Raw genomic sequence first — 25241 nt, forward strand, 5'->3', positions numbered from 1 at the left:
CCGCGATCCGGCCGGTGCCGGACCGGCCGCACCGCCGAGCGCACCCGGGGCGTCGTCCCCGCAGGAGCGCACCCGGCCACGCTCCCCGGAGCGCGGCCCGGCGCCGGGCGGAGGCCCGGGACAGGCCCCTGGCCCGCTGCCCGGCCGGCCGATGGGCGGAAGCCCGGGCCCCGGGCCGGAGACGCCGCCGCACGGCGCGTCGCTCTTCGGCGGCCCGCCCCGGTCCGCCGGGCCGGCGGACGCGCGCGGTGGCCACCCCGAGCACCGCGAGCCGGGCGGCGGCTGGGGCGCCTCGGGCACCGGTCAGGGCCCGGCGGGCGGCGGAGTGTACCCGGGCAGCGGCCCGGCGGCGTCCGGCGGGCCGCGGCAGGAGTACCTGGACGCCTTCGACGACGTCTTCGCCGCCGGAGCGCCCGACGGCGAAGCCCACGGCGCGCCCGGCGTACGGCCCGGCCCTCCGTCCGGCACGCACCGGGCACCCGGGGCGGAAGGCGCCACGGGAGCGCGTACGGCCCGCCAGGCCGCGCCGCCGCCCCGCCAGGCCGCCGCCGGTCAGCCGGCTCCTGCCGGCCACCCGGATCAGCGGATACCAGGTCAGCGCCACGCGCAGGCGCCACCGCAGGAGCCCCGACTGCCCCGCCAGGCCCCGCGCGACGGCGGCGGGGACGCCGAGGGGTATGGCGGCGCGGAGCCGCTCGCGCCGCTGGCCCCGATCGCGCCCCCGCCCCGCCGGAGCCGCAAGGGCCGTACGTTCACCGGCGCCGCCGCGGCGGCCGTCACCACGGTGCTGGCCGTCGTCGTGGCCGGGCAGGTCGCGGGCGGCGATCGCGGCGAGGGCACCCGGACCGCGCAGGCGGACGCGGAGCGCGGGGGAGGGGCCGACCAGGCCTCGCGTTCGGACGAGCGCCCCGAGCCCGCCCCGACGGTGCAGCCCGCGAAGCCGGACGGTCCCAAGGCGTACGACCGGAAGATGGCCGAGGTCTACCCCCTGGCGCGCGACTTCAAGGGGCCGGGTGCGTTCAGCGCCGTCGGGGGCGAGGACAAGGGCCCGGGCGGAGCGGAGGAGCTGCGCTACCGCGTGGACGTGGAGAAGGGGCTCCCGCTGGACGGCGAGCTGTTCGCGGAGGCCGTGCACGCCACGCTGAACGACGGGCGCAGCTGGGCGCACGAGGAGGCGCGCAGCTTCGACCGGGTGTCGTCCGGCAGGGTCGACTTCGTCATCACGCTCGCCAGCCCGTACACCACCGGCGTGTGGTGCGCGAAGTCCGGGCTGGACACCACCGAGCAGCAGGTCTCGTGCGACTCGGCGTCCACCGAGCGGATCATGATCAACGCCTACCGGTGGGCCCGGGGCGCGCCGACCTTCGGCGACCCGCTCATCCGCGAGTACCGCGAGATGCTCATCAACCACGAGGTGGGGCACCGGCTCGGGCTCGACCACGTCGGGTGCGAGAAGAGCGGTGAGCTGGCGCCGGTCATGATGCAGCAGACGAAGTCGCTCCGGTCGGGCGGAGCCACCTGCCGCCCGAACGCCTGGCCGCACCCGAAGGGCTGACGGCCCCGCGCCGTCCGCCCGCGCACGGCGGGCGGCGCGCGCCCCGCGGGGGGCGGTCCTTCGCGTCGCCGTGAGCGGCTCCTAGCGGATAGCAACGCGCAACGGCCCGGAAAGTCACGGCTGTTCACCCCTTCCGGTGGTGCGACGGACAACCGTCCAGCACACCCGGGGGATACGCGCTTACCGTCTTCCGCATCACGTCACTGCGCGCTGCCGCAGTGGCCCGCTTCGAGTTCGACCGAGGATGCCTCCGTGCGTGTTGCGCTGCTTACCGAGGGTGGTTATCCGTCTGCGCGCGGTGAGTCGGTGGCGTGGTGCGACCGGCTGCTGCGCGGGCTGGGCAACCACGAGTTCGAGATCTACGCCCTGACCCGGAGCGCCCGGCAGGCGGCGGCGGGCTGGTGCGACCTGCCCCGCAACGTCGCGAGCGTCTCCGTCGCGCCCCTGTGGGGCCCCGCGCCCGGGCCGGAGGCGGCCGAAGGAGACGGCGGAGGCGCCGAAGGGCCGGGGTTCGGGCTGCGCGAGCGGCACCGTTTCGCGGCGCACTTCCGGGATCTGGCGGCGGCGGTGTGCACGGCGGACGCGGCCGGCGCCCCCGGCTTCGGTGCCGCCGCCGGTGCCGCCCCCGATTCCGGGTCCCGCGAAGGCCTTCCCGCCGGTGGCGATCTTGGCTCCGCGGCCCTGGCGGACCGTTTCGCCTCCGGGCTCTACGGGCTCGCCGAGCTGGCTCGTGAGCGCACCGGCCTCCCTGCCGCACTCCGCTCCGAAGGGGCCCTGCGCATCCTGGAGTCCGCCTGCCGCGCCCCGGGCGCGCTGCGGGCCGCGCACTCCGCCGCCGTCGTCGATCTGCTCGTGGTCGCCGACCGGCTGGAGCGCGCCCTGCGTCCGCTCTCGCTCGACTGGTACGGCGCGCCGGGCGCCGCGTCCGGACTCGCCGCCGCCGACCTGTGCCACGCCGTCGGGGGCGGCACCGCCGCGCTCGCGGGCCTGCTCGCGAGCCGCTGGTACGGCACGCCGCTGCTGCTCACCGAGCACGGCGTGCGGCTGCGGGAGCACTACCTCGCCAGCGCCGCCGACGCCGTGGCCCCGGCCGCCGCCGGTGCGCCCGTACGCGCACTGCTGGCCTCGTTCCAGCTGCGCCTGGCCCAGGAGACGTACGCGCGGGCGCGGCTGATCACGCCGGGCAACACGCACGCCCGGCGCTGGCAGGAGCGTTGCGGCGCCGCGCCGGACCGGCTGCGTACGGTCTATCCGGGGCTGGACGCCACGCTGTTCGCCGAGGTGGGCGAGCGGCCGTCGGAGCCGCCGCGGGCCGGGGGCGGCGCGGGGGCCGGGGCGGGCTCGGGCGTACGCGGGCGCACGCTGGTGTGGGTGGGCCCGATCGACCCCGCGACGGACCTGGTCACGCTGCTCCACGCGTTCGCCGAGGTGCGCGAGGCGGTGCCGGAGGCGCGGCTGCGCGTCGTCGAGACCTCCCCGTCCGCCGCCGAGCCCGCAGACGGCACCGCCCGCGCCGGACGCGAGGCCGACGACGCCGAGTACGCGGCGCACGTCCGGGCGCTGGCGGCCCGGCTCTTCCCGGCGGAGCCGCCCGGCGCGCGGAGCTTCGGCACCCGGGCGCCGGGCGGGAGCCCCGTCTCCTTCGAGGTGCTCGGCGGTCCGGGCCTGCACACGCCGGCGGACGTGTACGCGGCGGGCGGCGTCGTGGTGCTCGCCGGCGGCGGCTCCGGCGGCGGGGCGGACGGCTTCCCCGTCCCCCTGGTGGAGGCGATGTTCTGCGCCCGCGCGACGGTCTCCACGGAGGCGGGCGCCGTCGGCGAGATCGTCGGCGGTACGGGCCTGGTGGTGCCGCCCGGCGACCCGCACGCCCTCGCCGGCGCCTGCCTGTCGCTGCTGCGCGACCCGGCGCTCCGGGCCCGGCTGGGGGCCGCGGCGCGAGCCCGGGCGCTCGAACTCTTCACGGCCCGGCAGAACATCGAGGCATTCCGCGGCATCTACCTGGAGCTGATGACGTACTGGCCGGGGGACGGCACGGACGGTGCGCGGGCGGGCGCGGGCGGCAGGCCGCTGCCTTTCGCGCGCCCCCCGGAGGCGCATCTGCCCGGCGCCTGGTCCCGGACGGACCGCCCGGATCGGACGGACCGGTCGGGGTCGTCGGCCGTGGCGCCCGCCATGCCCAGCTGGGCCGGTCCCGACGCACCGGTCGGCCCCGCGCTGGCGGTCGGGCCCGGGTTGGCGGTCGGGCCCGGGTTGGCGGTCGGGCTCGGGCAGGGCGAGGAGGACGCGAGGTGAGCGAGGAGCCCGAGCACCCGGTTTCGTCCGGGTCCGACGAGGAGCCGGGGCCACCGCAGGAGCGGGCCGCGGCCGGTGCCCGGGTCGTCTGGCCCGAGACGGGCCACGCGGACGACGTCGCGGCGCTGGACGCCTCCGGCGTGCCCGCCGTCGAGCAGACCGGGCCGATGCGCGCCCGTGCCGTGGCCGGGTCCTCCCCGTGGCCCGCGGCGGGGAGCGTACTGCTGCCCCTGGACCGCGCCGGGCGGCGGCGCCCCGGTGCCGCCGAGCCTGCCCCCGCGCCCGCGGCCGATGCCCGGCAGGCGGTCCGCGTCTTACGCGAACCGTGGCCCGCACCGGCACCGTTCGCACCGGCAGCACCCGCAGAGGTGCCCCCCGAAGAGGCGCCACCAGCCCCCGCACCCACACCCGCCCCCACATCCACCCCCACCCCCGGGCCCGAAGCCGACGACCCGCCGGGGCGGCTCCTGGCGGCGCACCGGGCGCTGTGCGAACACGCCGTCCACCCGCTGGAGATCGCCGCCGGGCTGGAGGCGCACGGGATCACCGACGCCCGCGCGGCGGAGGACTTCCGGCACCGGGACGTCTTCGCGCTGGCCGAGGAACTGTACGCCCGCGCCCCGCGCGCCGAGGACGCGCCCGCGCCGCCCCCCGCACCGAATCCGCCGCTGCCCCGGCCGCCCGCGACGGCGACGGCGGTTGCCCTGGCGGCGCTCCCGCTCCTCGTACCGCTGCTGCCCGGCGTGCTGTGCACCCTGGTGTTCGGCGTGCTCGCGAGTCTGCCGGGCGGCACACCGCGCGCCGTGCCGTTCGCGGTCGGCCTGGCCGGCACCGCCGCCGTGCTGGCGGCCGTCCGCCCCGCGATCCGCCCCGCGCTGCGCGCCGGTCCCGGCTCGGTGCGCGGCGCGGGCCGGGGCGCGGTCCTCTGCGGCTGCGTCCTGCTGGGCTACGCGCTCTACGGCGACTGGCTGCTGGCCGCCCTGCTCGGCGGGGGCCCGGAGCTGGACGGCCCCGCCCCGGTCGCCGCCCGTCCCGCCGGGCCGCTCGCGCTGGCGTACGCCGTCGCGCCCGCCGTCTGGTGCGTCCGCCTGTTCGCCCTCCGGTCCCGGCGGCGGCTGTTCACCAGCCCCTCGCTCGGCCACTTCGCCGCCCGCGCACGGCCGCTGCTCGGCGCCGCGACCGCGCTGTTCGCCGTCGTACCGCCTGCCGGGCACGGGGTCGCCGCCCTGCTGCTGGAGGGCCGGCTGCCCGGCGCGGGAGGGCAGTGGGCGACGGCCGTGCTGGGCCTGCTGGGCTTCGCGGTGCTGCTGCTGGCCGCGCACGGGCGTACGGGTGCCGCGCTCGCGGGCCTGGCCGCCGCCGCCGCGGTGGAGGCCGTCGCGCTCGGGTCCGTACTGGCCGCCCGGCTGCCCGGACTGGACGTGCTCGGCCGCCCCGTGGAGAGCGCCGTCCCGCTGTTCGGCACGGCGGTCGTCCCGGCCGCCGCCGGTGCCCTCCCGGCGCTGCTCCTGCTGGCCTACGCCGGCCGGGTGCTCGTCGGCGCCTCCGCGCACCACTCCCGGGCGGAGTGCTGACACCCGGAAAGCCCCCCGCACCCCCGCCCCCCTCGCCGTCCATGCCCCCCACCCCATACAGGGAATCCACACCCCGAGGAGCACGACCGATGACCGTTGAGCCGTCCCAGAGCACCACCCGCCGCCGGGAGGACGCACGATGAGAGTGCTGCTGCTCGGTGCCCATGGCTACCTCGGCCGCTTCGTCGCGGACCGGCTGCTGGCCGATCCCGCCGTCCAGCTGACGGCCCTCGGCCGCGGCGACGACGCCGACGTCCGCTTCGACCTGTCGACCGGCAGTCCGGGGGCGCTGACCCGTTTCCTGGACGCCGTGCATCCCGGCGTCGTCATCAACTGCGCGGGCGCCACCCGCGGCGGGGCGCGCGAGCTGACCCGGCACAACACTGTCGGCGCCGCCACCGTCTGCGAGGCGCTGCGCCGCAGCGGCTGCGGGGCGCGCCTGGTGCATCTGGGCTGTGCGGCGGAGTACGGCCCGTCCCCGACCGGTTCGTCCACCGGCGAGGACGCGCTGCCGCGCCCCGGCGGCCCGTACGGGGTGAGCAAGCTCGCCGCGACCGAGCTGGTGCTCGGCTCCGGCCTGGACGCGGTGGTGCTGCGCGTCTTCTCACCGGTGGGCCCCGGCACGCCCGCCGGGTCGCCGCTGGGGCGGCTCGCGGAGGCGATGCGCCGGGCCATGCAGCAGGGCGACAGCGAGCTGAAGCTGCCGGGGCTGGGCGTGCAGCGGGACTTCGTGGACGTACGGGACGTCGCGCGCGCCGTGCACGCCGCGTCCCTCTCGGCCGCGCAGGGCGTGGTGAACATCGCCACCGGCCGCGCCGTACGGCTGCGGGACGCCGCCTCGGTGCTGGCCCGCGTGGCGGGCTACACCGGCGCGGTGCACGAGCTGGACGCCCAGGCCGCCGGGATCTCCGGCGCCCCCGGCGGCTTCCCCTACCCGGACGGCAGCGGCGGCTGGCAGCAGGCGGACGTGCGCACGGCCCGCGACCGGCTCGGCTGGCGCCCCCGGATCGGGCTGGAGGAGTCGCTGGCCGACATCTGGATGGAGGCCGCGTGCCGCATGTGAGGACGCCGGGCGCGTACCGCGCGACGACGGGCCGGGTGCGCGGTCCCGGTATCGGCGCGCCCGGCTCCGCGCACCCGCTGCTGGCCCCGCTGGAGTGGGCCGAACTGGCCCGCGAGCGGCTGCCGCTGGACTGGGCGGTGCTTGCGGCGGGCCAGGGGCGCGGGCTCGGCGCGGACGGGCCGTACGAGCCCCGCCGGGATGACGCCTGCCGGGCCGCGGTCGACCGGCTGCACCAGGCGGGCCGGCGCGTCCTGGGGCAGCTGGAGATGCGGGAGGGCTCCCGCCCGTTCGGCGAACTGGTCTGGGACGCGCACCGCTTCCTGGACTGGTACGCGGTGGACGGCTTCTACCTGTCGCGCTGCCCATGCGAGCCCGCGTACCTGGAGGAGACCCGGCGTACGGTGACCACGCTGCGCGCCCTGTGCGGGGGCGGGATGCTGGGGCAGGGCCGCAGCCCGAGCCCCGGCTACGCCGACTGCGCCGACCAGCTGGTCACCTTCGCGGGCTGCTGGGCCGACTACCGCTGGTCGCAGGCGCCGGACTGGACGGCGGACCATCCGCCGGAGCGCTTCTGCCATCTGGTGCACGGGGTGCCGCGCACCCACCTGGACGAGGCGCTGCGGATCGCCCGCTGGCAGGGCGCCGGGACGGTGTGGTTCACCGACCGCACGGCCCGCGGCGGGGGGAACCCGTGGGAGGCGCTGCCCGGCTACTGGGACGAATTCGTCTCGCGGGTCGGGACGGGTGTCTCGGAATGAAAGCGGCCGTGGCAGTGTTACGAGAACACTCGTACATCAACCGACCAACCCCTTGTTGAGGTCTTCGTGTCGCTGCCACCCCTGGTCGAGCCGGCTTCCGAGCTCACCGTCGACGAGGTCCGCAGGTATTCCCGCCACCTGATCATCCCGGATGTCGGGATGGACGGGCAGAAGCGGCTCAAGAACGCCAAGGTGCTCTGTGTGGGCGCCGGCGGACTGGGCTCCCCGGCGCTGATGTACATGGCGGCGGCGGGTGTGGGCACGCTCGGCATCGTCGAGTTCGACGAGGTCGACGAGTCGAACCTGCAACGCCAGATCATCCACAGCCAGGCGGACATCGGCCGTTCCAAGGCGGAGTCCGCAAAGGACACGGTGCTGGGCATCAACCCGCTCGTCGAGGTGCGGCTGCACCAGGAGCGCCTGGACTCCTCGAACGTCATGGAGATGTTCGCGCAGTACGACCTGATCGTGGACGGCACGGACAACTTCGCCACCCGCTACCTGGTCAACGACGCCTGCGTGCTGCTGGGCAAGCCGTACGTGTGGGGTTCCATCTACCGCTTCGACGGTCAGGCGTCGGTCTTCTGGAGCGAGCACGGGCCCTGCTACCGCTGCCTCTACCCGGAGCCCCCGCCCCCCGGCATGGTCCCGAGCTGCGCCGAGGGCGGCGTGCTGGGCGTGCTCTGCGCGTCCGTCGGCTCCATCCAGGTCAACGAGGCCATCAAGCTCCTGGCGGGCATCGGCGACCCGCTGGTCGGCCGGCTGATGATCTACGACGCGCTGGAGATGACGTACCGCCAGGTCAAGGTCCGCAAGGACCCGGACTGCGCGGTCTGCGGTGAGAACCCGACGGTCACCGAGCTGATCGACTACGAGGCGTTCTGCGGTGTCGTCAGTGACGAGGCGCAGGAGGCCGCGGCCGGGTCGACCATCACTCCCAAGCAGCTCAAGGAGTGGATGGACGAAGGCGAGAACATCGAGGTCATCGATGTCCGCGAGCCCAACGAGTACGAGATCGTCTCGATCCCCGGCGCCAAGCTGATCCCGAAGGACGAGTTCCTGATGGGCAGCGCGCTGGGCGGACTGCCGCAGGACAAGCGGATCGTCCTGCACTGCAAGACGGGTGTCCGCTCCGCGGAAGTGCTCGCCGTGCTGAAGAACGCGGGCTTCGCCGACGCCGTCCACGTCGGCGGCGGCGTCGTCGGCTGGGTGCACCAGATCGAGCCGGAGAAGCCGATCTACTGAGCTGAGCGAGCGACGGCCCCCCGCGGGCCGCACCGTGTGCGGGCACGGCCACCAGGCGGCCGTGCCCGCACACGTACGCTCGCCCGGCGGCGCGGCCGAGCGGCTACAGCGCGCCCTTCCGGGTCAGCTGGGTGAAGGAGATCCAGCCCGGCAGCACCGGCAGCCAGAAGGTCATCAGCCGGAAGAGCAGCACGGCCGGGGTCGCGATCTCCTTCGGCACCCCGAAGGTGATCAGCCCCGCGATCAGGGCCGCCTCCACCGCGCCCAGGCCGCCCGGCGTCGGCGCCGCCGAGCCCAGCGCGTTGCCCGCCAGGAAGACGACCGCGAGCGTCGGATAGCTCATCTCGTTCCAGCCGAACGCCCGCAGCGAGGCGTCCAGGCACATCACGAACGCCAGCGAGAGCAGCAGCGTGCCGCCCACCCCGGACGCCAGCTGCTTGGGCCGCTGCACCACGTCCAGCATGCGCGGCACGACCCCGGCGAAGAGCGAACGCACCCGTTCGGAGACGAACTTGCGCAGCGTCGGCACGGCCGTGACGATCAGCACCAGCACCGCGGCGGTGAGCAGCCCGGCGATGACCGTGCGGGAGGGCGAGAAGGTGGGGGTGTGCTCGGTGCCCGTCAGATAGCCGAAGGTCAGCAGCAGCACGATGTTGCAGCCGAGGCCGAAGAGCTGGGAGGCGCCCACGCTCGCCACCGCGTGCCCCGGGCGCACCCCCGACCGCTGGAGGAAGCGCGTGTTGAGCGCGACGCCGCCGATCGCGGCCGGCGCCACCAGCTTCACGAACGAGCCCGCCACCTGCGCCTGCACGGTACGCAGGAACGACACCTTCTCCGGCACGAAACCCAGCAGCGCGGTGGCCGCCGCCACATAGGTGAGCGAGGAGAACAGCAGCGCCATCGCCACCCACTCCCACTGCGCCTGCGCCACCACCTGGTCGATCTGGACATGGCTGAGCTGGCTGAAGAGGAAGTACGCCGCGAGCGCGCCCGCGATGAAGCTGACCAGCGTGCGCGGACGCACCCGCTCCAGCCGGGCGGGCTCTATCGGCGCCTGCGGACGGATCAGCAGTACCTGCTTGCGGATCTGGACCAGCAGGTCGTCCTCGCGGGCCTCGTCCAGCGCCTCGTCGATGGCCCGCTTCTGGGCGTGCTTCTGGGCGCGCAGCGCCTTGCGGTCGCTGGTGGCGCCGGTCCCCTCGGTGCTGCCGCCGACCCGCGCGGTGGCGGTGACGGCCCCCGTGGCGGCGCCGTCGGCCGTGGCGGCCGCGTGGCCGTGTGCCCGGCCGGCCCGGTGCTCGCGCTGCTCCTTCTGCGCGCGGGACGCCTCCAGCACCGCCTCCCGCTCCCGCTGCGCCCGCTCCTTCGCCAGCCGCCGCAGCGTCGTACGGGTGCTGCGGCTGAGCGCGATCGGCTGGAGCAGGGGCAGGCTGTCCGCGACGGCGTCCGGTCCGAGCACGCTGACGGCCGCCGCGACCGCCCGCTCGGCGCCGACGCGCAGGCCGAAGACGGTCAGCAGCTGGGCCACGTCCATCCGCAGCACCAGGTCGCCCGCCGCGATCTCGCCGCCGCGCAGGTCGGTGAGGATGACGGTGCCGGAACGATCCACCAACAGCGCCTCGCCGGTCAGCCGCCGGTGCGCGATCCGACGCGACTGGAGCGCCCGCACCTGCCGCCAGGAGGCGCACATCAGTTCGTCGGTGATCGCGTCGTCCGGCAGCGAGTCGAGGCTGCGACCGCCGATGTGCTCGTACACGAGCATCACCGCGTCCGGGCCCAGCTCGGACGTGGCGATCAGCCGGGGCGCGTTGGCCCCGGCGGCGATGGCCGCGTACGCCAGCAGCGCCTCCTGCTCCAGCGCCTGGCGCAGCGACTGGAGGCTGCGGCGCTGGGTCAGTCCGCGCAGCGCGAGGCGGCGCCAGACCCGGTAGAAGTAGCCGTGCGCCTGGCGCTCGCGGTCCACGACGGTGACGTCCAGCGGCGGGCCGTCCTCCAGCGTGACGCGGTACTGGCGGCCCCGGTCGTTGCCCTCGCCGGTGTCCGGCTGGTCCGGGCCCGCCGGGTGGGCCGACTCCGGCTGCACGCGCAGCGCGCTGACCGGGCTGAAGCCGACCCGGCGCAGTCCGGCCAGCAGGTTCTGGCCGGTGGGGCGGACGTTGGGCGAGCCGACGGTGTACAGCGTCCCGTAGGCGACCGTCCAGCCGATCAGCACGGTCACGGTGATCGAGAAGGGCGTCGAGTAGCCCGCGATGAGCACCGAGAAGGAGTCCAGCAGCAGCACGCCCCACAGCAGCACCCGCCAGCGCGGGCGGCGGGCCATGCCCACGGCCGTCATGTAGGCGATGACCGGGGCCAGATAGCTGTGCACGGGAGTGGTGATCGCGCCGTCGGAGAGCGACTTGGTCAGCGCCTCCTGGATCGAACTGGGCGCCACCTCCGTCACCCACAGGTCCATGGCGAGCGAGGCGCCGTGCGCCAGGACGGCCGCGAGCACGCCGTCGGCGATGCGCAGCCCGTCGCGTTTGACCAGCCGCTCGATCGCGAAGGCCACCGGCACCAGCAGCACAGCGACGCTGGAGGTCAGCCCGGTCAGGCTGATCAGCAGCGCGGGCGCCTGCTCGGTGCCCTTGGTGACGTCGTCCTCCAGCCCGGCGGCCGTGCCGTGCGCGAAGGCGGCGACGGTGAGCACGGCGGCGAGGCCGAGCAGGCCGAGCACCATCCGCATGAGGTCGGAGGGGCGGTGCACGCGGGCGGGCAGCAGCGGCTCGTCGCTGTCGATGCGGTCGCCGCGGCCCGGGTCGCCGTCGCCGGACTCGCCGCGGCCGTCGCCTGCCCCGCCGTCGCTTCCGCCGCCGGCGTCTCCGCCGCCGCGGTCCCGGCCGCCCGTGCCGCCTCCGTCACGGGGAGGCCGCGCGAGACCGGACTCGGGCTCGCCGACAGCCGGGAGCGCCCTCTGAGGCTGTTCCCCCCGTTGCGGCCCGGCCGCCGTCTCGTCCTGGTCTCGTATCACTTGTCACCGCCGGGACGATGGTGACACGGCCACCCGGCCCCCGGTGGCACGAGGGCGCGTTCGGGGGGAGCGGCACGCACGGGGCCGCGCGCGGGGCGCTGTCGGCGGGATACGGCACCATGGCGGCCATGCGAGAGAGTGAACCGCGCGAGCCGGCGGAGCTGCCCCAGCTGCCGGAGTACGCGGAGCGGGTGCTGGAAGTGGCGGAGATCATCCCGCCGGGCCGGGTCATGACGTACGGGGACGTCGCGGAGTGGCTCAAGGGCGAGGTGTCCGAGCGGCGGGACACAGCGGGCCCCGGCGGGGGAGAGCGGGACGGCGGCGGCACCGGCGCGACGGCCGCCGGCGACCGCAAGGTGCTCTCCGGCGGCCCGCGCCAGGTGGGCCGGGTGCTCGCGCTCTACGGCGGCGCCGTCCCCTGGTGGCGGATCGTGCGGGCCGACGGCGTGCTGCTGGCGGGCCACGAGCTGCGCGCCCTGGAGGCGTACCACGCCGAGGGCACCCCGCTGCGCCCCGCCCCGCGCACGGCCGACGGGCCCGGCGCGCACATACCGCGGCTCGACCTGCGGCGGGCCCGCTGGGACGGCGACGCGGGCGCGGAGCGTACGGCTGAGGGGGAGCGTACGGACGGCTGACCACCGGCTGCGGCTCACAGGTACCAGCTTCCTTCATACCGGCTGATCACAAGCGCCGGGCCGTCCGTACGAGGTACGTCCGTACGGGGGACGGGAGTATCGCCCTGCGGCTCGTGTGTCCACTGGCGTAGCGTCTGCACCACCCTGCACAGACCCTCCCCTAGGCGATGCACGTGAGCCCCTCCATCCCGTCCGCGACGCACCGGCCGGCCCCGCCGACGGGTGCGTACCGGCTGGTGCGCACCCCACCGAGGCCGGTCGATCTCCCTGCCTTGGACGCACGGCAGCGTGCCGTGGTTGACCATGAAGGCGGACCCCTCCTCGTTCTCGCCGGGCCGGGTACGGGCAAAACCACCACGCTGGTGGAGGCCGTCACCGAGCGGCTGCGGCGGGGCGGCGACCCGGAGCGCGTCCTTGTCCTCACCTTCAGCCGCAAGGCCGCCGTCGAACTGCGCGACCGGATGGCCGCGCGCCACGGCGGCTCCCGCGCGCCGCAGGCCACCACCTTCCACTCGTACTGCTACGCGCTGGTGCGGGCGCACCAGGACGCCGACCTCTTCGCGGAGCCGCTGCGGCTGCTCTCCGGTCCGGAACAGGACCTGTACATCCGCGAGCTGCTCGCCGGGCAGCTGGAGCTGGCGGCCGAGGGCCGGGCCCGTACCGCCTGGCCGGACGAGCTGCGCGCCTGTCTGACCACCCGCGGCTTCGCGGACGAGGTGCGCGCGGTCCTCGCCCGCAGCCGCGAGCTGGGCCTGGGGCCGGACGCCCTGGGCGCGTTCGCCCGCCGCACCGGCCGCCCCGACTGGGGCGCGGCAGCCGACTTCCTGGCCGAGTACCTGGACGTCCTGGACGCGCAGGGCGTGCTCGACTACGCCGAACTGGTGCACCGCGCCGTGCTGCTCGCCGAGCGCGACGAGGTCGCCCGGGCGCTGCGCGACCGGTACGACGCGATCTACGTGGACGAGTACCAGGACACCGACCCCTCCCAGGTGCGCCTCCTGAGCGCCCTGGCCTCCGGCGGCCGGACGCTGACCGCCTTCGGCGACCCCGACCAGTCCGTCTACGCCTTCCGGGGCGCTGACATCAACGGCATCCTCGAGTTCCGCACCAGCTTCCCCCGGCTGGACGGCACCCCGGCACCGGTCGCGGTGCTGGGCACCAACCGCCGCTCCGGCGCGGAACTGCTCAAGGCCACCCGCGAGCTGACCCGCCGTATGCCGCTGCGCCGCCTCCCGGCCGAGGCCGTCCGGGCGCACCGCGCGCTCGCCCCGGCGCGCGAGGGCGGGCGGGCGGAGGTCATCACCTGCCCCACCTCGGGCGCGGAACTGGACACCGTCGCGGACATCCTGCGCCGCGCACACCTGGAGGACGGCGTGCCCTGGCAGGAGATGGCCGTCCTGGTCCGGGCGGGCGGGCGGACCATCCCGGCGGTGCGCCGGGCGCTGACCTCGGCGGGCGTGCCGCTGGAGATCGACGGCGACGACCTGCCGCTGCGGCACGAACCGGCGGTCGCGCCGCTGCTCAGCGCGCTGCGCGCGGTGGCGCACGCGGCCTCGGACGACACGGCGCCCGCGCGCCCGGCGGGGTCGGGTGCTGCGGGGCCGGAGGCCGCGGAGCCGGGTGCTGCTGAGGCGGACGCCGCCGGGCCGGACGCTACGGAGCCGGAGCCCGTCGCGCCGGACGCCGCCGGTGGGGCCGCGCAGGCCACCGGCCCGGCCCGCGGTGCGCCCGCGCCGGGCGGGAGCGCCGATCCCGGACCCGCCGCGCCCGACGAGGCGCCGCCGCGACCGTGGCTGGACACCCCCACCGCCCTCTCCCTGCTCGCCTCGCCGCTCGGCGGTATGGACGCCGCCGACCTGCGGCGGCTGGGCCGGGCGCTGCGGGACGAGGAGCGGGCCGCGGGCCGTGCCGTGCCGCGCCCCTCCGACACGCTGCTCGCCGAGGCGCTGGCCGAGCCGGAGCGCCTGGTCGCGCACGACCCGGCGTACGCGCGGGGCGCCCAGCGGCTCGGCATGCTGCTGCGCAAGGCGCGGGAGCTGCTGGCCGGCGGCGGCACCGCCGAGGAGGCGCTGTGGGAGCTGTGGGACGGTACGTCCTGGCCCCGCCGCCTGGAGCGCTCCGCGCGGCGCGGCGGCGCGGCCGGGCGCAACGCGGACCGCGACCTGGACGCGGTGTGCGCGCTGTTCGCCGCCGCGGCCCGGGCCGAGGAGCGTACGGGCGGCCGGGGCGCGCTCAACTTCCTGGAGGAGGTCGACGCCCAGGACATCGCCGCCGACACCTTCGCGGCCCGCGCCGTACGGCCCGACGCCGTACGGCTGATGACCGCGCACCGCTCCAAGGGCCTGGAGTGGCGGCTGGTCGTGGTCGCCGGGGTGCAGGAGGGGCTGTGGCCGGACCTGCGCCGCCGCGGCTCGCTGCTGGAGGCGGACCGGATCGGCCGCGACGGCCTGGCCGCGCCGCTGCCGCCCGGCGCGCTGCTGGCGGAGGAGCGGCGGCTGTTCTACGTGGCGGCGACGCGGGCGCGCGAGCGGCTGGTCGTGACGGCCGTACGGGCGCAGTCCGACGACGGCGACCAGCCCTCCCGGTTCCTGTCCGAACTGGGCGTCGAGCCCCGCGCGGTGACGAGCCGCCCGCGCCGCCCGCTGGCGGTGGCGGCGCTGGTGGCGGAGCTGCGTGCGGTCACGGTCGACCCGGCCGCGTCCGATCAGCTGCGCGAGGCCGCCGCCGAACGGCTGGCCCGGCTGGCGGCGCTGCGGGACGACGAGGACCACCCGCTGGTCCCGGCCGCGCACCCGCAGCGCTGGTGGGGGCTGTACGCGCCGACGCGTTCGCAGCTGCCGGTGCGCGACCGCGCGCAGCCTGTCGCGCTCTCCGGCAGCGCGCTGGAGCAGCTGGCCACCACGTGCTCGCTCCAGTGGTTCCTGGGCCGGGAGGTGAAGGCGGACACGCCCGCCACCGCCGCGCAGGGGTTCGGGAACGTCGTGCACGTGCTGGCCGACGAGGTCGCCTCCGGCGGTACGCCCGCCGACCTGTCCGTGCTGCTGGAGCGGCTGGACTCGGTGTGGGACGGGCTGTCGTTCGACGCGCCCTGGAAGTCCCGGCAGGAGAAGGAGAGCGCCCGTGCCGCGCTGGAGCGCTTCCTGCGCTGGCACGTGATGGAGCGCGGCGCGGGCCGCCGTACGGTCGGCAGCGAGCACGAGTTCGACGTCACCCTGGCGGCGGGGGAGTACGCGATCCGCATCCGGGGCAGCATGGACCGGGTCGAGGCGGACGCGCGGGGGCGGGCGTACGTCGTCGACTTCAAGACCGGGAAGGCCAAGCCCAGCGGCGCCGAGATCGCCCGGCACCCGCAGCTGGCCGTCTACCAGCTGGCCATGGCCGAGGGCGCCGCCGACGGACTGTTCGACGGCCGCCGCCCGGAGCCGGGCGGCGCCGAGCTGGTCCAGCTGCGGCTGGGCGCGACCCGTCGCGAGGGCGGCGACGAACTGCCCGCCGTCCAGCGGCAGGACCCGCCGGACGCCGCGGGTGCGGCGGACGTCGAGGAGCTGCTGGCGACGGCGGCGGGCCGGGTGCTGGACGAACGCTTCACCCCCGCGACGGGCCGGCACTGTGCGCACTGCGCCTTCCGCAGCTCCTGTTCGGCGCAGCCCGAGGGGCGGCACGTCGTCGAGTGACCGAGCGGGCCGGGGCCGCCCGGCTCCGCGCACCGCGCATCCCGTACCGCGCCGGTGCGGGTTCGCCCGCTGTCGGTGGCGACCGCTAGCGTCTCTCCCGTGCCCCCGCCCCCGCCACTGACCGATCCCCAGCAGCTCAAGGAGCTGCTGGGCATCCCCTTCACCCCGGAGCAGCTCGCGTGCGTCACCGCGCCGCTCGCCCCGCAGGTCGTCGTGGCCGGGGCCGGTTCCGGCAAGACGACGGTGATGGCGGCGCGGGTGGTGTGGCTGGTCGGCACCGGGCAGGTCGCCCCCGAGCAGGTGCTCGGGCTGACCTTCACCAACAAGGCGGCCGGCGAGCTGGCGGAGCGGGTGCGCGCCGCGCTCGTACGGGCGGGGATCACCGATCCCGAGCAGGCCCCGGCCGCCGCCGCCGACCCGGACCACCCCCCGGGCGAACCGCAGATCCTCACCTACCACGCCTTCGCCGGACGCCTGCTGACCGAGCACGGCCTGCGGCTCGGCATCGAGCCGGGCACCCGGCTGCTGGCCGACGCCACCCGCTTCCAGCTGGCCGCCCGCGTGCTGGCCACCGCCCGCGGCCCCTTCGAGGGGCTCCGCAACGCCCTGAGCACACACGTCCGCGATCTCCTGGCGCTGGACGGCGAGCTGTCCGAGCACCTGGTCGCGCCCGCCGAGCTGCGCGCGTACGACACCGCGCTGCTCGCCGAGCTGGCGGACACACCGCTGACCAACCAGGACATGCGGAAGGTCCCGGAGGCCGCGCTCGCGCGCGGGGAACTGCTCGGGCTGGTCGAGGAGTACCGCCGCCGCAAGCGCGAGCGCGACCTGCTGGACTTCGGCGACCAGATCGCCCTCTCCGCCGCCCTCGCGCGCGACGTGCCCGAGGTCGGCCGCCTGCTGCGCGGCGAGTTCGGCGTCGTCATGCTGGACGAGTACCAGGACACCTCGGTCGCCCAGCGCATCCTGCTCGCCGGTCTCTTCGGCTCCGGCACGGGGCACCCGGTCACCGCCGTCGGCGACCCGTGCCAGGCGATCTACGGCTGGCGCGGCGCCTCCGTCGCCAACCTGGACGACTTCCCCGAGCACTTCCCCGCCGCCGACGGCAGCCCCGCCCCCCGCCTCGCGCTGAGCGAGAACCGCCGCAGCGGCGGCCGGCTGCTCCGCCTCGCCAACACCCTGGCCGCGCCGCTGCGCGCCCGCCACGAGGGCGTCGAGGCGCTGCGTCCGGCCCCCGGCGCCGAGCACGACGGCATCGTGCGCTGCGCGCTGCTGGCGACGCACGCCGAGGAGCTGGCGTGGCTGGCCGACTCCGTGGCCCACCGCGTGCGCACCGGCACGCCGCCCGGCGAGATCGCCGTCCTGTGCCGCACCGGCGGGGACTTCGCGCAGATCCAGGGCGCGCTGGTCCAACGTGAGGTGCCGGTGGAGGTCGTCGGCCTCTCCGGGCTGGTCCACCTGCCGGAGATCGCGGACCTGGTCGCCATGTGCGAGGTCCTCCAGGACCCGACCGCCAACGCGCCGCTGGTGCGCCTGCTGTCGGGGCCGCGCTGGCGCATCGGGCCGCGCGACCTGGCGCTGCTGGGGCGGCGCGCCCGCCGCCTGGTCCAGCGCGCGGAGCCGGGCGGGCAGGACGCCGACCGGCGGCTCGCGGCGGCGGTGGAGGGAGTGGACACCACCGAGGTGATCTCGCTGGCCGACGCCCTGGACACCTTCCTGGAAGGCGGCGGGGAGCCGGACGAACTGCCGTTCTCGGCGGCGGCCCGGGTCCGCTTCGCGCGCTTCGCGGCCGAGATCCGGGAGCTGCGGCGGTCGCTGGCCGACCCGCTGATGGACGTACTGCACCGGGTGCTGGCCGTGACGGGGCTGGAGGTCGAGCTGTCCGCGTCCCCGCACGCGCTGGCGGCCCGCCGCCGCGAGACCCTCAGCTCCTTCCTGGACATCGCCGCCGGCTTCGCCAACCTCGACGGCGAGGCGACACTGCTGGCCTTCCTCGGCTTCCTGCGCACCGCAGTGCAGTACGAGAAGGGGCTGGACAGCTCGCTGCCGGGCGGTGCGGACACCGTGAAGGTGCTGACGGCGCACAAGGCCAAGGGGCTGGAGTGGGACGTCGTGGCGGTGCCGGGCCTGGTCAGCGGGCAGTTCCCCAGCGAGCAGGCCCGCGAGTCCTGGCTGTCCCGGCCCGGCGTCCTGCCGCACGCGCTGCGCGGCGACGCCGCGACATTGCCCGCGATGCACGAGTGGACGGCGAAGGCGCGCAAGGCGTACGACACCCGGCTGCGCGAGCACCAGGCCACCGAGGAACTGCGGCTGGGCTACGTGACGTTCACCCGGCCCCGCTCGCTGCTGCTGGGCTCCGGCCACTGGTGGGGCCCGGACCAGAAGCGGCGCCGCGGGCCCTCCGACTTCCTGGAGGCGCTGCGCGCGCACTGCGCGGAGGACCCCGCGCACGGCGAGGTGGAGGCGTGGGCGGACGAGCCCGCGCCGGACGCGGAGAACCCGGCACTGGCCGGGCCCGCCGAGGAGCCCGCCTGGCCGCTGCCGCTGGACGAGGGGGCGCTGAAACGGCGCCGGGCGGCGGCGGCGCGGGTGCTGGCACACCTGGACGGGGCGGCCGGGGCCGTGGTGCCCGCGCAGCGCGCGGAGGCCGCGCCCCGGCAGGCGGAGCCAGGGCCCGAGCGGGAGCCGGAGCCCGAGCCGGAGCCGGGGCGTGACGGTCCGGCGGCGGCCTCCTCCGGGCCGCTCACCCCGGAGGAGGCCCGGCTCGCCGCCTCCTGGGACCGCGACCTCGAAGCGCTCGCCACCGAACTGCGCCGCAGCCGCGCCGCCGTCCGCGAGGTGCCGCTGCCCCCGGCGCTGTCCGCCTCCCAGCTGACCCGCCTGGCGGCGGACCCCGCCGCCTTCGCCCGGGAGCTGGCCCGCCCCATGCCCCGCCCGCCGCAGCCCGCCGCAGCCCGCCGCGGCACCCGCTTCCACGCCTGGGTCGAGTCCCGCTTCGAGGAGCTGACCCTGCCGATGCTCGGGCCGGACGAACTGCCCGGGGGCGACGCCGCGGACGGCGGGGGCGACGGGGAGGCGGCGGAGATCGCGGACGAGCGGGACCTCGCCGCGCTGAAGGCGGCCTTCGAGCGCACCGACTACGCCCACCGCACCCCGTACCGGGTCGAGGCCCCCTTCCAGCTGGCGCTGGCCGGACGCACCGTGCGCGGCCGTATCGACGCCGTCTACCGGGAGGAGGGGCCGCAGGGCGAGGAGAGGTGGGAGATCGTTGACTGGAAGACCAGCCGCGGCCGCACGGCCGACCCGCTCCAGCTCGCCGTCTACCGGCTGGCCTGGGCCGAGCAGCGGGGGGTGCCGCTGTCGGCGGTCGGCGCGGCGTTCCTGTACGTGCGCACCGGCGCGCTGGTGCGCCCGCCGGAGCTGCCCGGCCGGGCGGGCCTGGAGCGGCTGCTGCTGGGGGAGGAGCCGGAGGCGCCCGGGCCCGAGCCGGACGACCGGGTGCCGTACGTGCCGGAGCCGCCCGGGCCACCCGACCCGTACGACCCCGACGAGGAGCCGCCGGAGCCCCCGGACCCGTACGACGGCGAGCCCTACCCGTGAGACCCGCCTTCCCGGTGCGGATAGGCTCGGGGGCATGAGCACCACCCCGGACAGCGCCGTCCGCACCTTCCTCGACGGCTCGCGCGAGGCCTTCCTCGACGACCTCGCAGAATGGCTGCGCATCCCCTCCGTCTCCGTGGACCCCGCCCGCGCCGGGGACGTGCGCCGCAGTGCCGACTGGCTGGCCGGGGCGCTGCGCGGCACCGGGTTCCCCACCGTCGAGGTGTGGGAGACCCCCGGCCACCCCGCCGTCTTCGCCGAGTGGCCGTCCGAGGACCCGCACGCGCCGACCGTCCTGGTCTACGGCCATCACGACGTCCAGCCCGCCGCCCGCGAGGACGGCTGGCAGACCGAGCCCTTCGAGCCCGTACGGCGTGCGGGGCGGCTGTACGCGCGGGGTGCGGCGGACGACAAGGGCCAGGTGTTCTTCCACACCCTGGGCGTGCGCGCCCACCTCGCCGCGACCGGCCGCGCCGCGCCCGCCGTCCACCTCAAGCTGCTGGTCGAGGGCGAGGAGGAGTCCGGCTCGGAGCACTTCACCGAGCTGCTGAGGGCCCGCGCCGACCGCCTGGCCTGCGATGCGGTGATCGTCTCGGACACCGGCATGTGGGCCGCGGACACCCCGACGGTCTGCACCGGCATGCGCGGCCTGGTCGAGTGCCAGATCGAGCTGCACGGCCCGGAGCAGGACATCCACTCCGGCTCCTTCGGCGGCGCCGTGCCCAACCCGGCCACCGAGGCCGCGCGGCTGGCCGCCGCCCTGCACGACGAGGACCGCCGCGTGGCGGTGCCCGGCTTCTACGACGGTGCCGTGGAGCTGTCGGAGGCCGAGCGGGCGCTCTTCGCCGAACTGCCCTTCGACGAGGAGCGGTGGCTGCGTACGGCCCACTCGCGGGCGGCGCTCGGCGAGTCGGGCTACTCCACCCTGGAGCGGATCTGGGCCCGCCCCACCGCAGAGGTCAACGGCATCGGCGGCGGGTACCAGGGGCCGGGCGGCAAGACCGTCGTCCCCTCCCGCGCGCAGCTCAAGCTCTCCTTCCGCACCGTCGCCGGACAGGAGGCGGACAAGATCCAGCAGGCCCTGCGGGAGTGGGTCGCGCGGCTGCTGCCCGCGGGCATCCGGCACGAGATCACCTTCTCGAGCGCCACCCGCCCCTGCCTGACCCCGCTGGACCACCCCGCGCTCCGGTCCGTCCTGCGGGCGATGGGCCGCGCCTTCGGCGAACGGATTCTGCTCACCCGCGAGGGCGGCTCGGGCCCGGCCGCGGACCTCCAGGACGTGCTCGGTGCGCCGGTGCTCTTCCTGGGCATCTCGATCCCCTCGGACGGCTGGCACGCACCGAACGAGAAGGTCGAGCTCGACCTGCTGCTGAAGGGCGCGGAGGCAGCCGCCTACCTCTGGGAGGACCTGGCGGCACACTGGAGCGCGCCCTGAGCGGGAGGCCACCCGAGCGGGGCACTGCGCCGGGAGGCACGCCACCTTGAGCGGGACGCCGCGCCGAGCCGGACGCCCGACCACCGAAGGACCGCGTACGCACCGATGACGAGGGGAACCCGGAAGCCGTGACCACCTGGACCGACCGCACCGACGCCCGGCCGATCACGCTGTCCGGCACCGGCGGCATCGACCGCAGCGCCCACCACCGGCTGGACGAGGCGTGGCTGGCGGCGGCGTGGAGCCACCCCACGACGCGGGTCTTCGTCGTCTCCGGGGGGCAGGCGCTCGTCGAGGACACCGAGGACGGCCGCACCGAGCTGGTGACCATGCCGTCCTTCGACGCCCCCATCACCGAGGCGCACCGCTACTTCCTCGGCCGGGACGCCGACGGCGTGCGCTACTTCGCGCTCCAGAAGGACTCGCTGCCCGGCCGGATGGACGAGGCCGCGCGTCCCGCCGGACTGCGCGAGGCGGGCGTGCTCCTGTCCGAACGCGACTCCGAACTGCTCGTGCACGCCGTCGCCCTGGAGAACTGGCAGCGCCTGCACCGCTTCTGCTCGCGCTGCGGCGACCGCACGGTCATCGCGGCGGCCGGGCACATTCGGCGCTGTCAGGCGTGCGGCGCCGAGCACTACCCGCGTACCGACCCCGCCGTGATCATGCTGGTGATCGACGAGGAGGACCGCGCGCTGCTGGGGCGCCAGGTGCACTGGCCGGAGGGGCGTTTTTCCACGCTGGCCGGATTCGTGGAGCCGGGGGAGTCGATCGAGCGCGCCGTGATCCGCGAGGTCGCGGAGGAGGCGGGGGTGGCGGTCGGCGAGGTGGAGTACATCGCCAGCCAGCCGTGGCCCTTCCCGTCCAGCCTCATGCTGGGCTTCATGGCCCGGGCCACCTCTCCCGAGGTGCGGGTGGACGGGGACGAGATCGAGGAGGCGCGCTGGTTCTCCCGCGAGGAGCTGCGGCAGGCGATCGAGTCCGGCGAGGTGCTGCCGCTGACGGGCATATCGATCGCGGCCCGGCTCGTCGAGCTGTGGTACGGCAAGCCGCTGCCCCGCCCGGAGTGAGCCGCGCCGGCGGCCCGGGCCCCGCGCCCGCCCCGTGCGCCCGGACGGGGGCTCGAGGGCCGGGCCCGGGCCGCCGGCGGCGGCGTCAGGCGCCGAGCGCCTGCTTGACCTGGGCCAGACTCGGGTTGGTCATGACGACGGACTCGCCGCCCGCCTTCGGGATCACCTGAAGTGTCGGCACCGTCTGGTTGCCGCCGTTCGCCTTCTCCACGAACGCCGCCGACTCCGGGTCGTGCTCGATGTTGACCTCGGTGTAGGTGATGCCCTCGCGGTCCATCTGGCCCTTGAGCCGACGGCAGTAGCCGCACCAGGTGGTGCTGTACATCGTCACGGTTCCCGGCATGGGTACTCGCGCTCCTTCGTGCCTCGTCGGGGGGTTGCCCAGGGGCAACGCGCGGCCTTCCCCGACCATTCCCGCGCGGCCGGCCCGTACGAACAATCCGCTCCGGCTGTGGACAACCGTCCCGGCCCTCCCGGCGGACCTGACAGCATGGAGGCGTGACAGGAGCAACGGACAGCACCCTCTTCCCGCCCGCACCGCAGCCGCCCGGAGCCCCGCGCGACCCGGCCCGCGCCGACTACGTGGTGCCGCCCGGCGACGCCGACGCCGTGCTGGAGGGGCTCGATCCGGAGCAGCGCGAGGTCGCCACGGCGCTGAGCGGGCCGGTGTGCGTCCTGGCGGGCGCGGGCACGGGCAAGACCCGCGCCATCACGCACCGGATCGCCTACGGCGTGCGGGCCGGGATACTCCCGCCCGCGAGCGTGCTGGCGGTCACCTTCACCAACCGCGCCGCGGGCGAGATGCGCGGGCGGCTGCGCCAGCTGGGCGCCACCGGCGTCCAGGCGCGGACGTTCCACTCCGCCGCGCTGCGCCAGCTCCAGTACTTCTGGCCGCGCGCGGTGGGCGGTGAGCTGCCGCAGCTGCTGGAGCGCAAGATTCAGCTGGTGGCCGAGGCCGCCGCCCGCTGCCGCATCCGGCTGGACCGCAACGAACTGCGGGATGTGACGAGCGAGATCGAGTGGTCCAAGGTCACTCAGGCGGTGCCCGAGGACTATCCGGCGGCGCTGGCCAAGTCGGGCCGCGACGCCCCGCGCGACCCGGCCGAGACGGCCCGGATCTACGCGCTGTACGAGCAGCTCAAGCGGGACCGCTCGGTGATCGACTTCGAGGACGTGCTGCTGCTCGCGGTCGGCGTGCTCCAGGACCGCCCGGACATCGCGGAGACGGTGCGCGGCCAGTACCAGCACTTCGTCGTGGACGAGTACCAGGACGTCAGCCCCCTGCAGCAGCGGCTCCTGGAGCTGTGGCTGGGCGACCGCGACAGCCTGTGCGTCGTCGGCGACGCCAGCCAGACGATCTACTCCTTCACCGGCGCCACCCCGGACCACCTGCTCGACTTCCGCGCCCGCCACCCCGGGGCGACGGTGGTCAAGCTCGTCCGGGACTACCGCTCCACGCCCCAGGTCGTGCACCTGGCCAACGGGCTGCTCGGCCAGGCGCGCGGCCGTGCCGCCGAGCACCGGCTGGAGCTGGTCTCCCAGCGGGAGCCGGGCCCCGACCCGGCCTACGTCGAGTACCCGGACGAGCCGGCCGAGGCCGAGGGCACCGCCAAGCGCATCCGCGCCCTCCTGGACGCCGGGGTGCCCGCCAGCGGGATCGCCGTGCTCTTCCGCATCAACGCGCAGTCCGAGGTCTACGAGCAGGCACTGGCCGACGCCGGGGTCCCCTACCAACTGCGCGGCGCGGAGCGCTTCTTCGAGCGCGCCGAGGTGCGCGAGGCCGGGGTCGCGCTGCGCGGCGCCGCCCGCGCCGGGGGGAACGACGCGCTGCTGGACGACGCGGTGGACCTGCCCTCCCAGGTGCGGGCCGTGCTGACCTCCCGCGGCTGGACGACGGAGCCGCCCGCCGGATCGGGCGCGGTCCGGGACCGCTGGGAGTCGCTGGCGGCGCTGGTGCGGCTCTCGGAGGACTTCCGCCGCGCCCACCCGCAGGCCACGCTCGCCGACCTCGTCGCGGAGCTGGACGAGCGGGCCAACGCCCAGCACGCGCCGACGGTCGAGGGCGTCACGCTCGCCTCGCTCCACTCGGCCAAGGGGCTGGAGTGGGACGCCGTGTTCCTGGTCGGCCTGACCGAAGGCATGATGCCGATCACATACGCCAAGACGGACGAGCAGGTCGAGGAGGAGCGGCGGCTGCTGTACGTGGGGGTGACCCGGGCCCGGCTCCACCTCGGGCTGTCGTGGGCGCTCTCCCGGGCGCCGGGCGGCCGGGCCGGGCGGCGCCCCAGTCGCTTCCTGGACGGGCTGCGGCCCGGCTCGGCGGCGCCCGGCGCCCGTACGGCGGGGGGTGCCGGAGGCGTCGAGCGGGGCGGTGGCGGCCGGGGTCGCAAGCGGCGCGGCCCGGTGCGCTGCCGGGTGTGCGGGCGCACGCTGACCGACGCGGGGGAGATCAAGCTGATGCGCTGCGAGGGCTGCCCCTCGGACTTGGACGAGGAGCTGTTCGAGCGGCTGCGGGAGTGGCGCTCGGGCGAGGCCCGGGAGCTGGGGCAGCCCGCCTACTGCGTCTTCACGGACAAGACGCTGATGGCCATCGCCGAGGCGGTGCCCGGGAACGAGGCCGAGCTGTCCCGGATCTCCGGCGTGGGCGCCCGCAAGCTGGACCGCTTCGGACCTGCGGTGCTGGCCCTCTGCGCGGACGAGGAGCTGCCCGGGGAGCCCGCCGAGGACTCGGCCGCGGAGCCCGCCGCAGACCCGGCCGCGCAGGCTGCCGCGGAAGCTGTCACAGAGGCTGTTACAGAAGAGACAGGAAAATAGTTTGCGCGGGTGGCACGCGGCCTCATAGCCTTCCAGACGTGGAGAGGGCGGGGCTTCTCGCTCCAGACTTTCCATGCTGTACTGAACCCTGAACATCTTCGGGTCCGGCCTCGGCCGGTCCCTCTAGACGCCGAAAGGAGGCGAGTCCTGTGATTGACCTCATGAAGAGCACCAAACTGGCCGGTCACTCGGTGATCGCCTCCTGCCTGCCCTCCCTCCGTCTCCGCAGCACCGGTGTGTCCGGCGTCCTGCTCGGCGGCAATGAGCGGCTCGTCGGCGATGAGCGACCGATCAAGGCACCCGCGGCGGTAGCGGCACAGGCAGGCGCCTATGCCTCTGCATTTGCGGCCAACGGTGCCGGCGAAGGAAGCCAGAAGACGCAGCAGCACCTGATGTGGGCCTTCCGTGGCCACGACCCCTGGAGAGATCCAGCCTGATCGGCAAGATCAGGTCGGCACCTTCCAGGGCCGCGGAACCCACACAGGGTTTCGCGGCCCTTCTGTTTGCCCCAGCCGCCCG

At 76.0% G+C, this 25241-nt stretch carries 15 protein-coding genes; 13 read left to right on the plus strand and 2 right to left on the minus strand.

Annotation, left to right across the window (positions count from 1 at the left end; translation table 11 throughout):
- Nucleotides 1-151: 151 nt before the first annotated feature.
- The 6 genes from H299_RS0107610 (at nt 152) to moeZ (ending at nt 8487) form a co-directional block, all read left to right on the plus strand.
- The gene (locus H299_RS0107610) at nt 152-1555 is read left to right on the plus strand and encodes a DUF3152 domain-containing protein (protein ID WP_051262211.1); all 1404 of its coding nucleotides are present in this window, start codon (nt 152-154) and stop codon (nt 1553-1555) included.
- Nucleotides 1556-1807: 252 nt separating this feature from the next.
- A complete protein-coding gene (locus H299_RS32730) occupies nt 1808-3847 on the plus strand; it encodes a DUF3492 domain-containing protein (protein ID WP_078512542.1) in 2040 nt (679 codons plus the stop codon).
- Nucleotides 3844-5421, plus strand: a complete 1578-nt coding sequence (locus H299_RS32735) for a hypothetical protein (protein ID WP_051262212.1) — start codon at nt 3844-3846, stop codon at nt 5419-5421. The genes H299_RS32730 and H299_RS32735 overlap by 4 nt, the downstream gene beginning before the upstream one ends.
- A gap of 139 nt (nt 5422-5560) precedes the next feature.
- Complete coding sequence (locus H299_RS0107625) at nt 5561-6484, plus strand: NAD-dependent epimerase/dehydratase family protein (RefSeq protein WP_027747936.1); 924 nt, start codon at nt 5561-5563, stop codon at nt 6482-6484.
- A complete protein-coding gene (locus H299_RS0107630) occupies nt 6472-7242 on the plus strand; it encodes a spherulation-specific family 4 protein (RefSeq protein ID WP_027747937.1) in 771 nt (256 codons plus the stop codon). The genes H299_RS0107625 and H299_RS0107630 overlap by 13 nt, the downstream gene beginning before the upstream one ends.
- A 66-nt stretch (nt 7243-7308) precedes the next feature.
- Nucleotides 7309-8487, plus strand: a complete 1179-nt coding sequence (gene moeZ / locus H299_RS0107635) for an adenylyltransferase/sulfurtransferase MoeZ (RefSeq protein ID WP_027747938.1) — start codon at nt 7309-7311, stop codon at nt 8485-8487.
- Between the two features lie 103 nt (nt 8488-8590).
- Here moeZ and H299_RS32740 read toward each other — a convergent pair whose 3' ends face one another.
- Nucleotides 8591-11497, minus strand: coding sequence for a lysylphosphatidylglycerol synthase transmembrane domain-containing protein (locus H299_RS32740; RefSeq protein WP_106965746.1), 2907 nt, complete (start codon nt 11495-11497; stop codon nt 8591-8593).
- Between the two features lie 128 nt (nt 11498-11625).
- On the opposite strand from H299_RS32740, the gene H299_RS0107645 reads away from it, so the two are divergent.
- The 5 genes from H299_RS0107645 to nudC all read left to right on the plus strand — a co-directional run bounded on the left by H299_RS0107645 (nt 11626) and on the right by nudC (nt 21908).
- Complete coding sequence (locus H299_RS0107645) at nt 11626-12132, plus strand: MGMT family protein (protein ID WP_027747939.1); 507 nt, start codon at nt 11626-11628, stop codon at nt 12130-12132.
- Between the two features lie 167 nt (nt 12133-12299).
- Nucleotides 12300-15806: an ATP-dependent DNA helicase gene (locus tag H299_RS0107650; RefSeq protein WP_078512543.1), complete on the plus strand. Its 3507-nt coding sequence runs from the start codon at nt 12300-12302 to the stop codon at nt 15804-15806.
- 99 nt (nt 15807-15905) lie between these two features.
- Complete coding sequence (locus tag H299_RS32745; RefSeq protein ID WP_486587183.1) at nt 15906-19406, plus strand: ATP-dependent DNA helicase; 3501 nt, start codon at nt 15906-15908, stop codon at nt 19404-19406.
- A gap of 34 nt (nt 19407-19440) precedes the next feature.
- The gene (locus tag H299_RS0107660) at nt 19441-20841 is read left to right on the plus strand and encodes a dipeptidase (RefSeq protein WP_027747941.1); all 1401 of its coding nucleotides are present in this window, start codon (nt 19441-19443) and stop codon (nt 20839-20841) included.
- 128 nt (nt 20842-20969) lie between these two features.
- The gene (gene nudC, locus H299_RS0107665; protein ID WP_027747942.1) at nt 20970-21908 is read left to right on the plus strand and encodes an NAD(+) diphosphatase; all 939 of its coding nucleotides are present in this window, start codon (nt 20970-20972) and stop codon (nt 21906-21908) included.
- An 85-nt stretch (nt 21909-21993) separates the two neighbouring features.
- On the opposite strand, the gene H299_RS0107670 is transcribed toward nudC, so the two are convergent.
- On the minus strand, nt 21994-22251 hold the full coding sequence (locus H299_RS0107670) for an NrdH-redoxin (RefSeq protein WP_027747943.1): 258 nt from the start codon (nt 22249-22251) through the stop codon (nt 21994-21996).
- Between the two features lie 155 nt (nt 22252-22406).
- Between H299_RS0107670 and H299_RS0107675 the strand changes: the two genes are divergently transcribed.
- Both H299_RS0107675 and H299_RS0107680 read left to right on the plus strand, forming a co-directional pair.
- On the plus strand, nt 22407-24722 hold the full coding sequence (locus H299_RS0107675; protein WP_027747944.1) for an ATP-dependent DNA helicase UvrD2: 2316 nt from the start codon (nt 22407-22409) through the stop codon (nt 24720-24722).
- A gap of 149 nt (nt 24723-24871) precedes the next feature.
- Entirely contained in the window at nt 24872-25159 is a 288-nt protein-coding gene (locus H299_RS0107680; protein WP_027747945.1) for a hypothetical protein, read from the plus strand.
- Nucleotides 25160-25241 lie beyond the last annotated feature (82 nt).

The sequence above is a fragment of the Streptomyces sp. CNH287 genome (assembly GCF_000424825.1).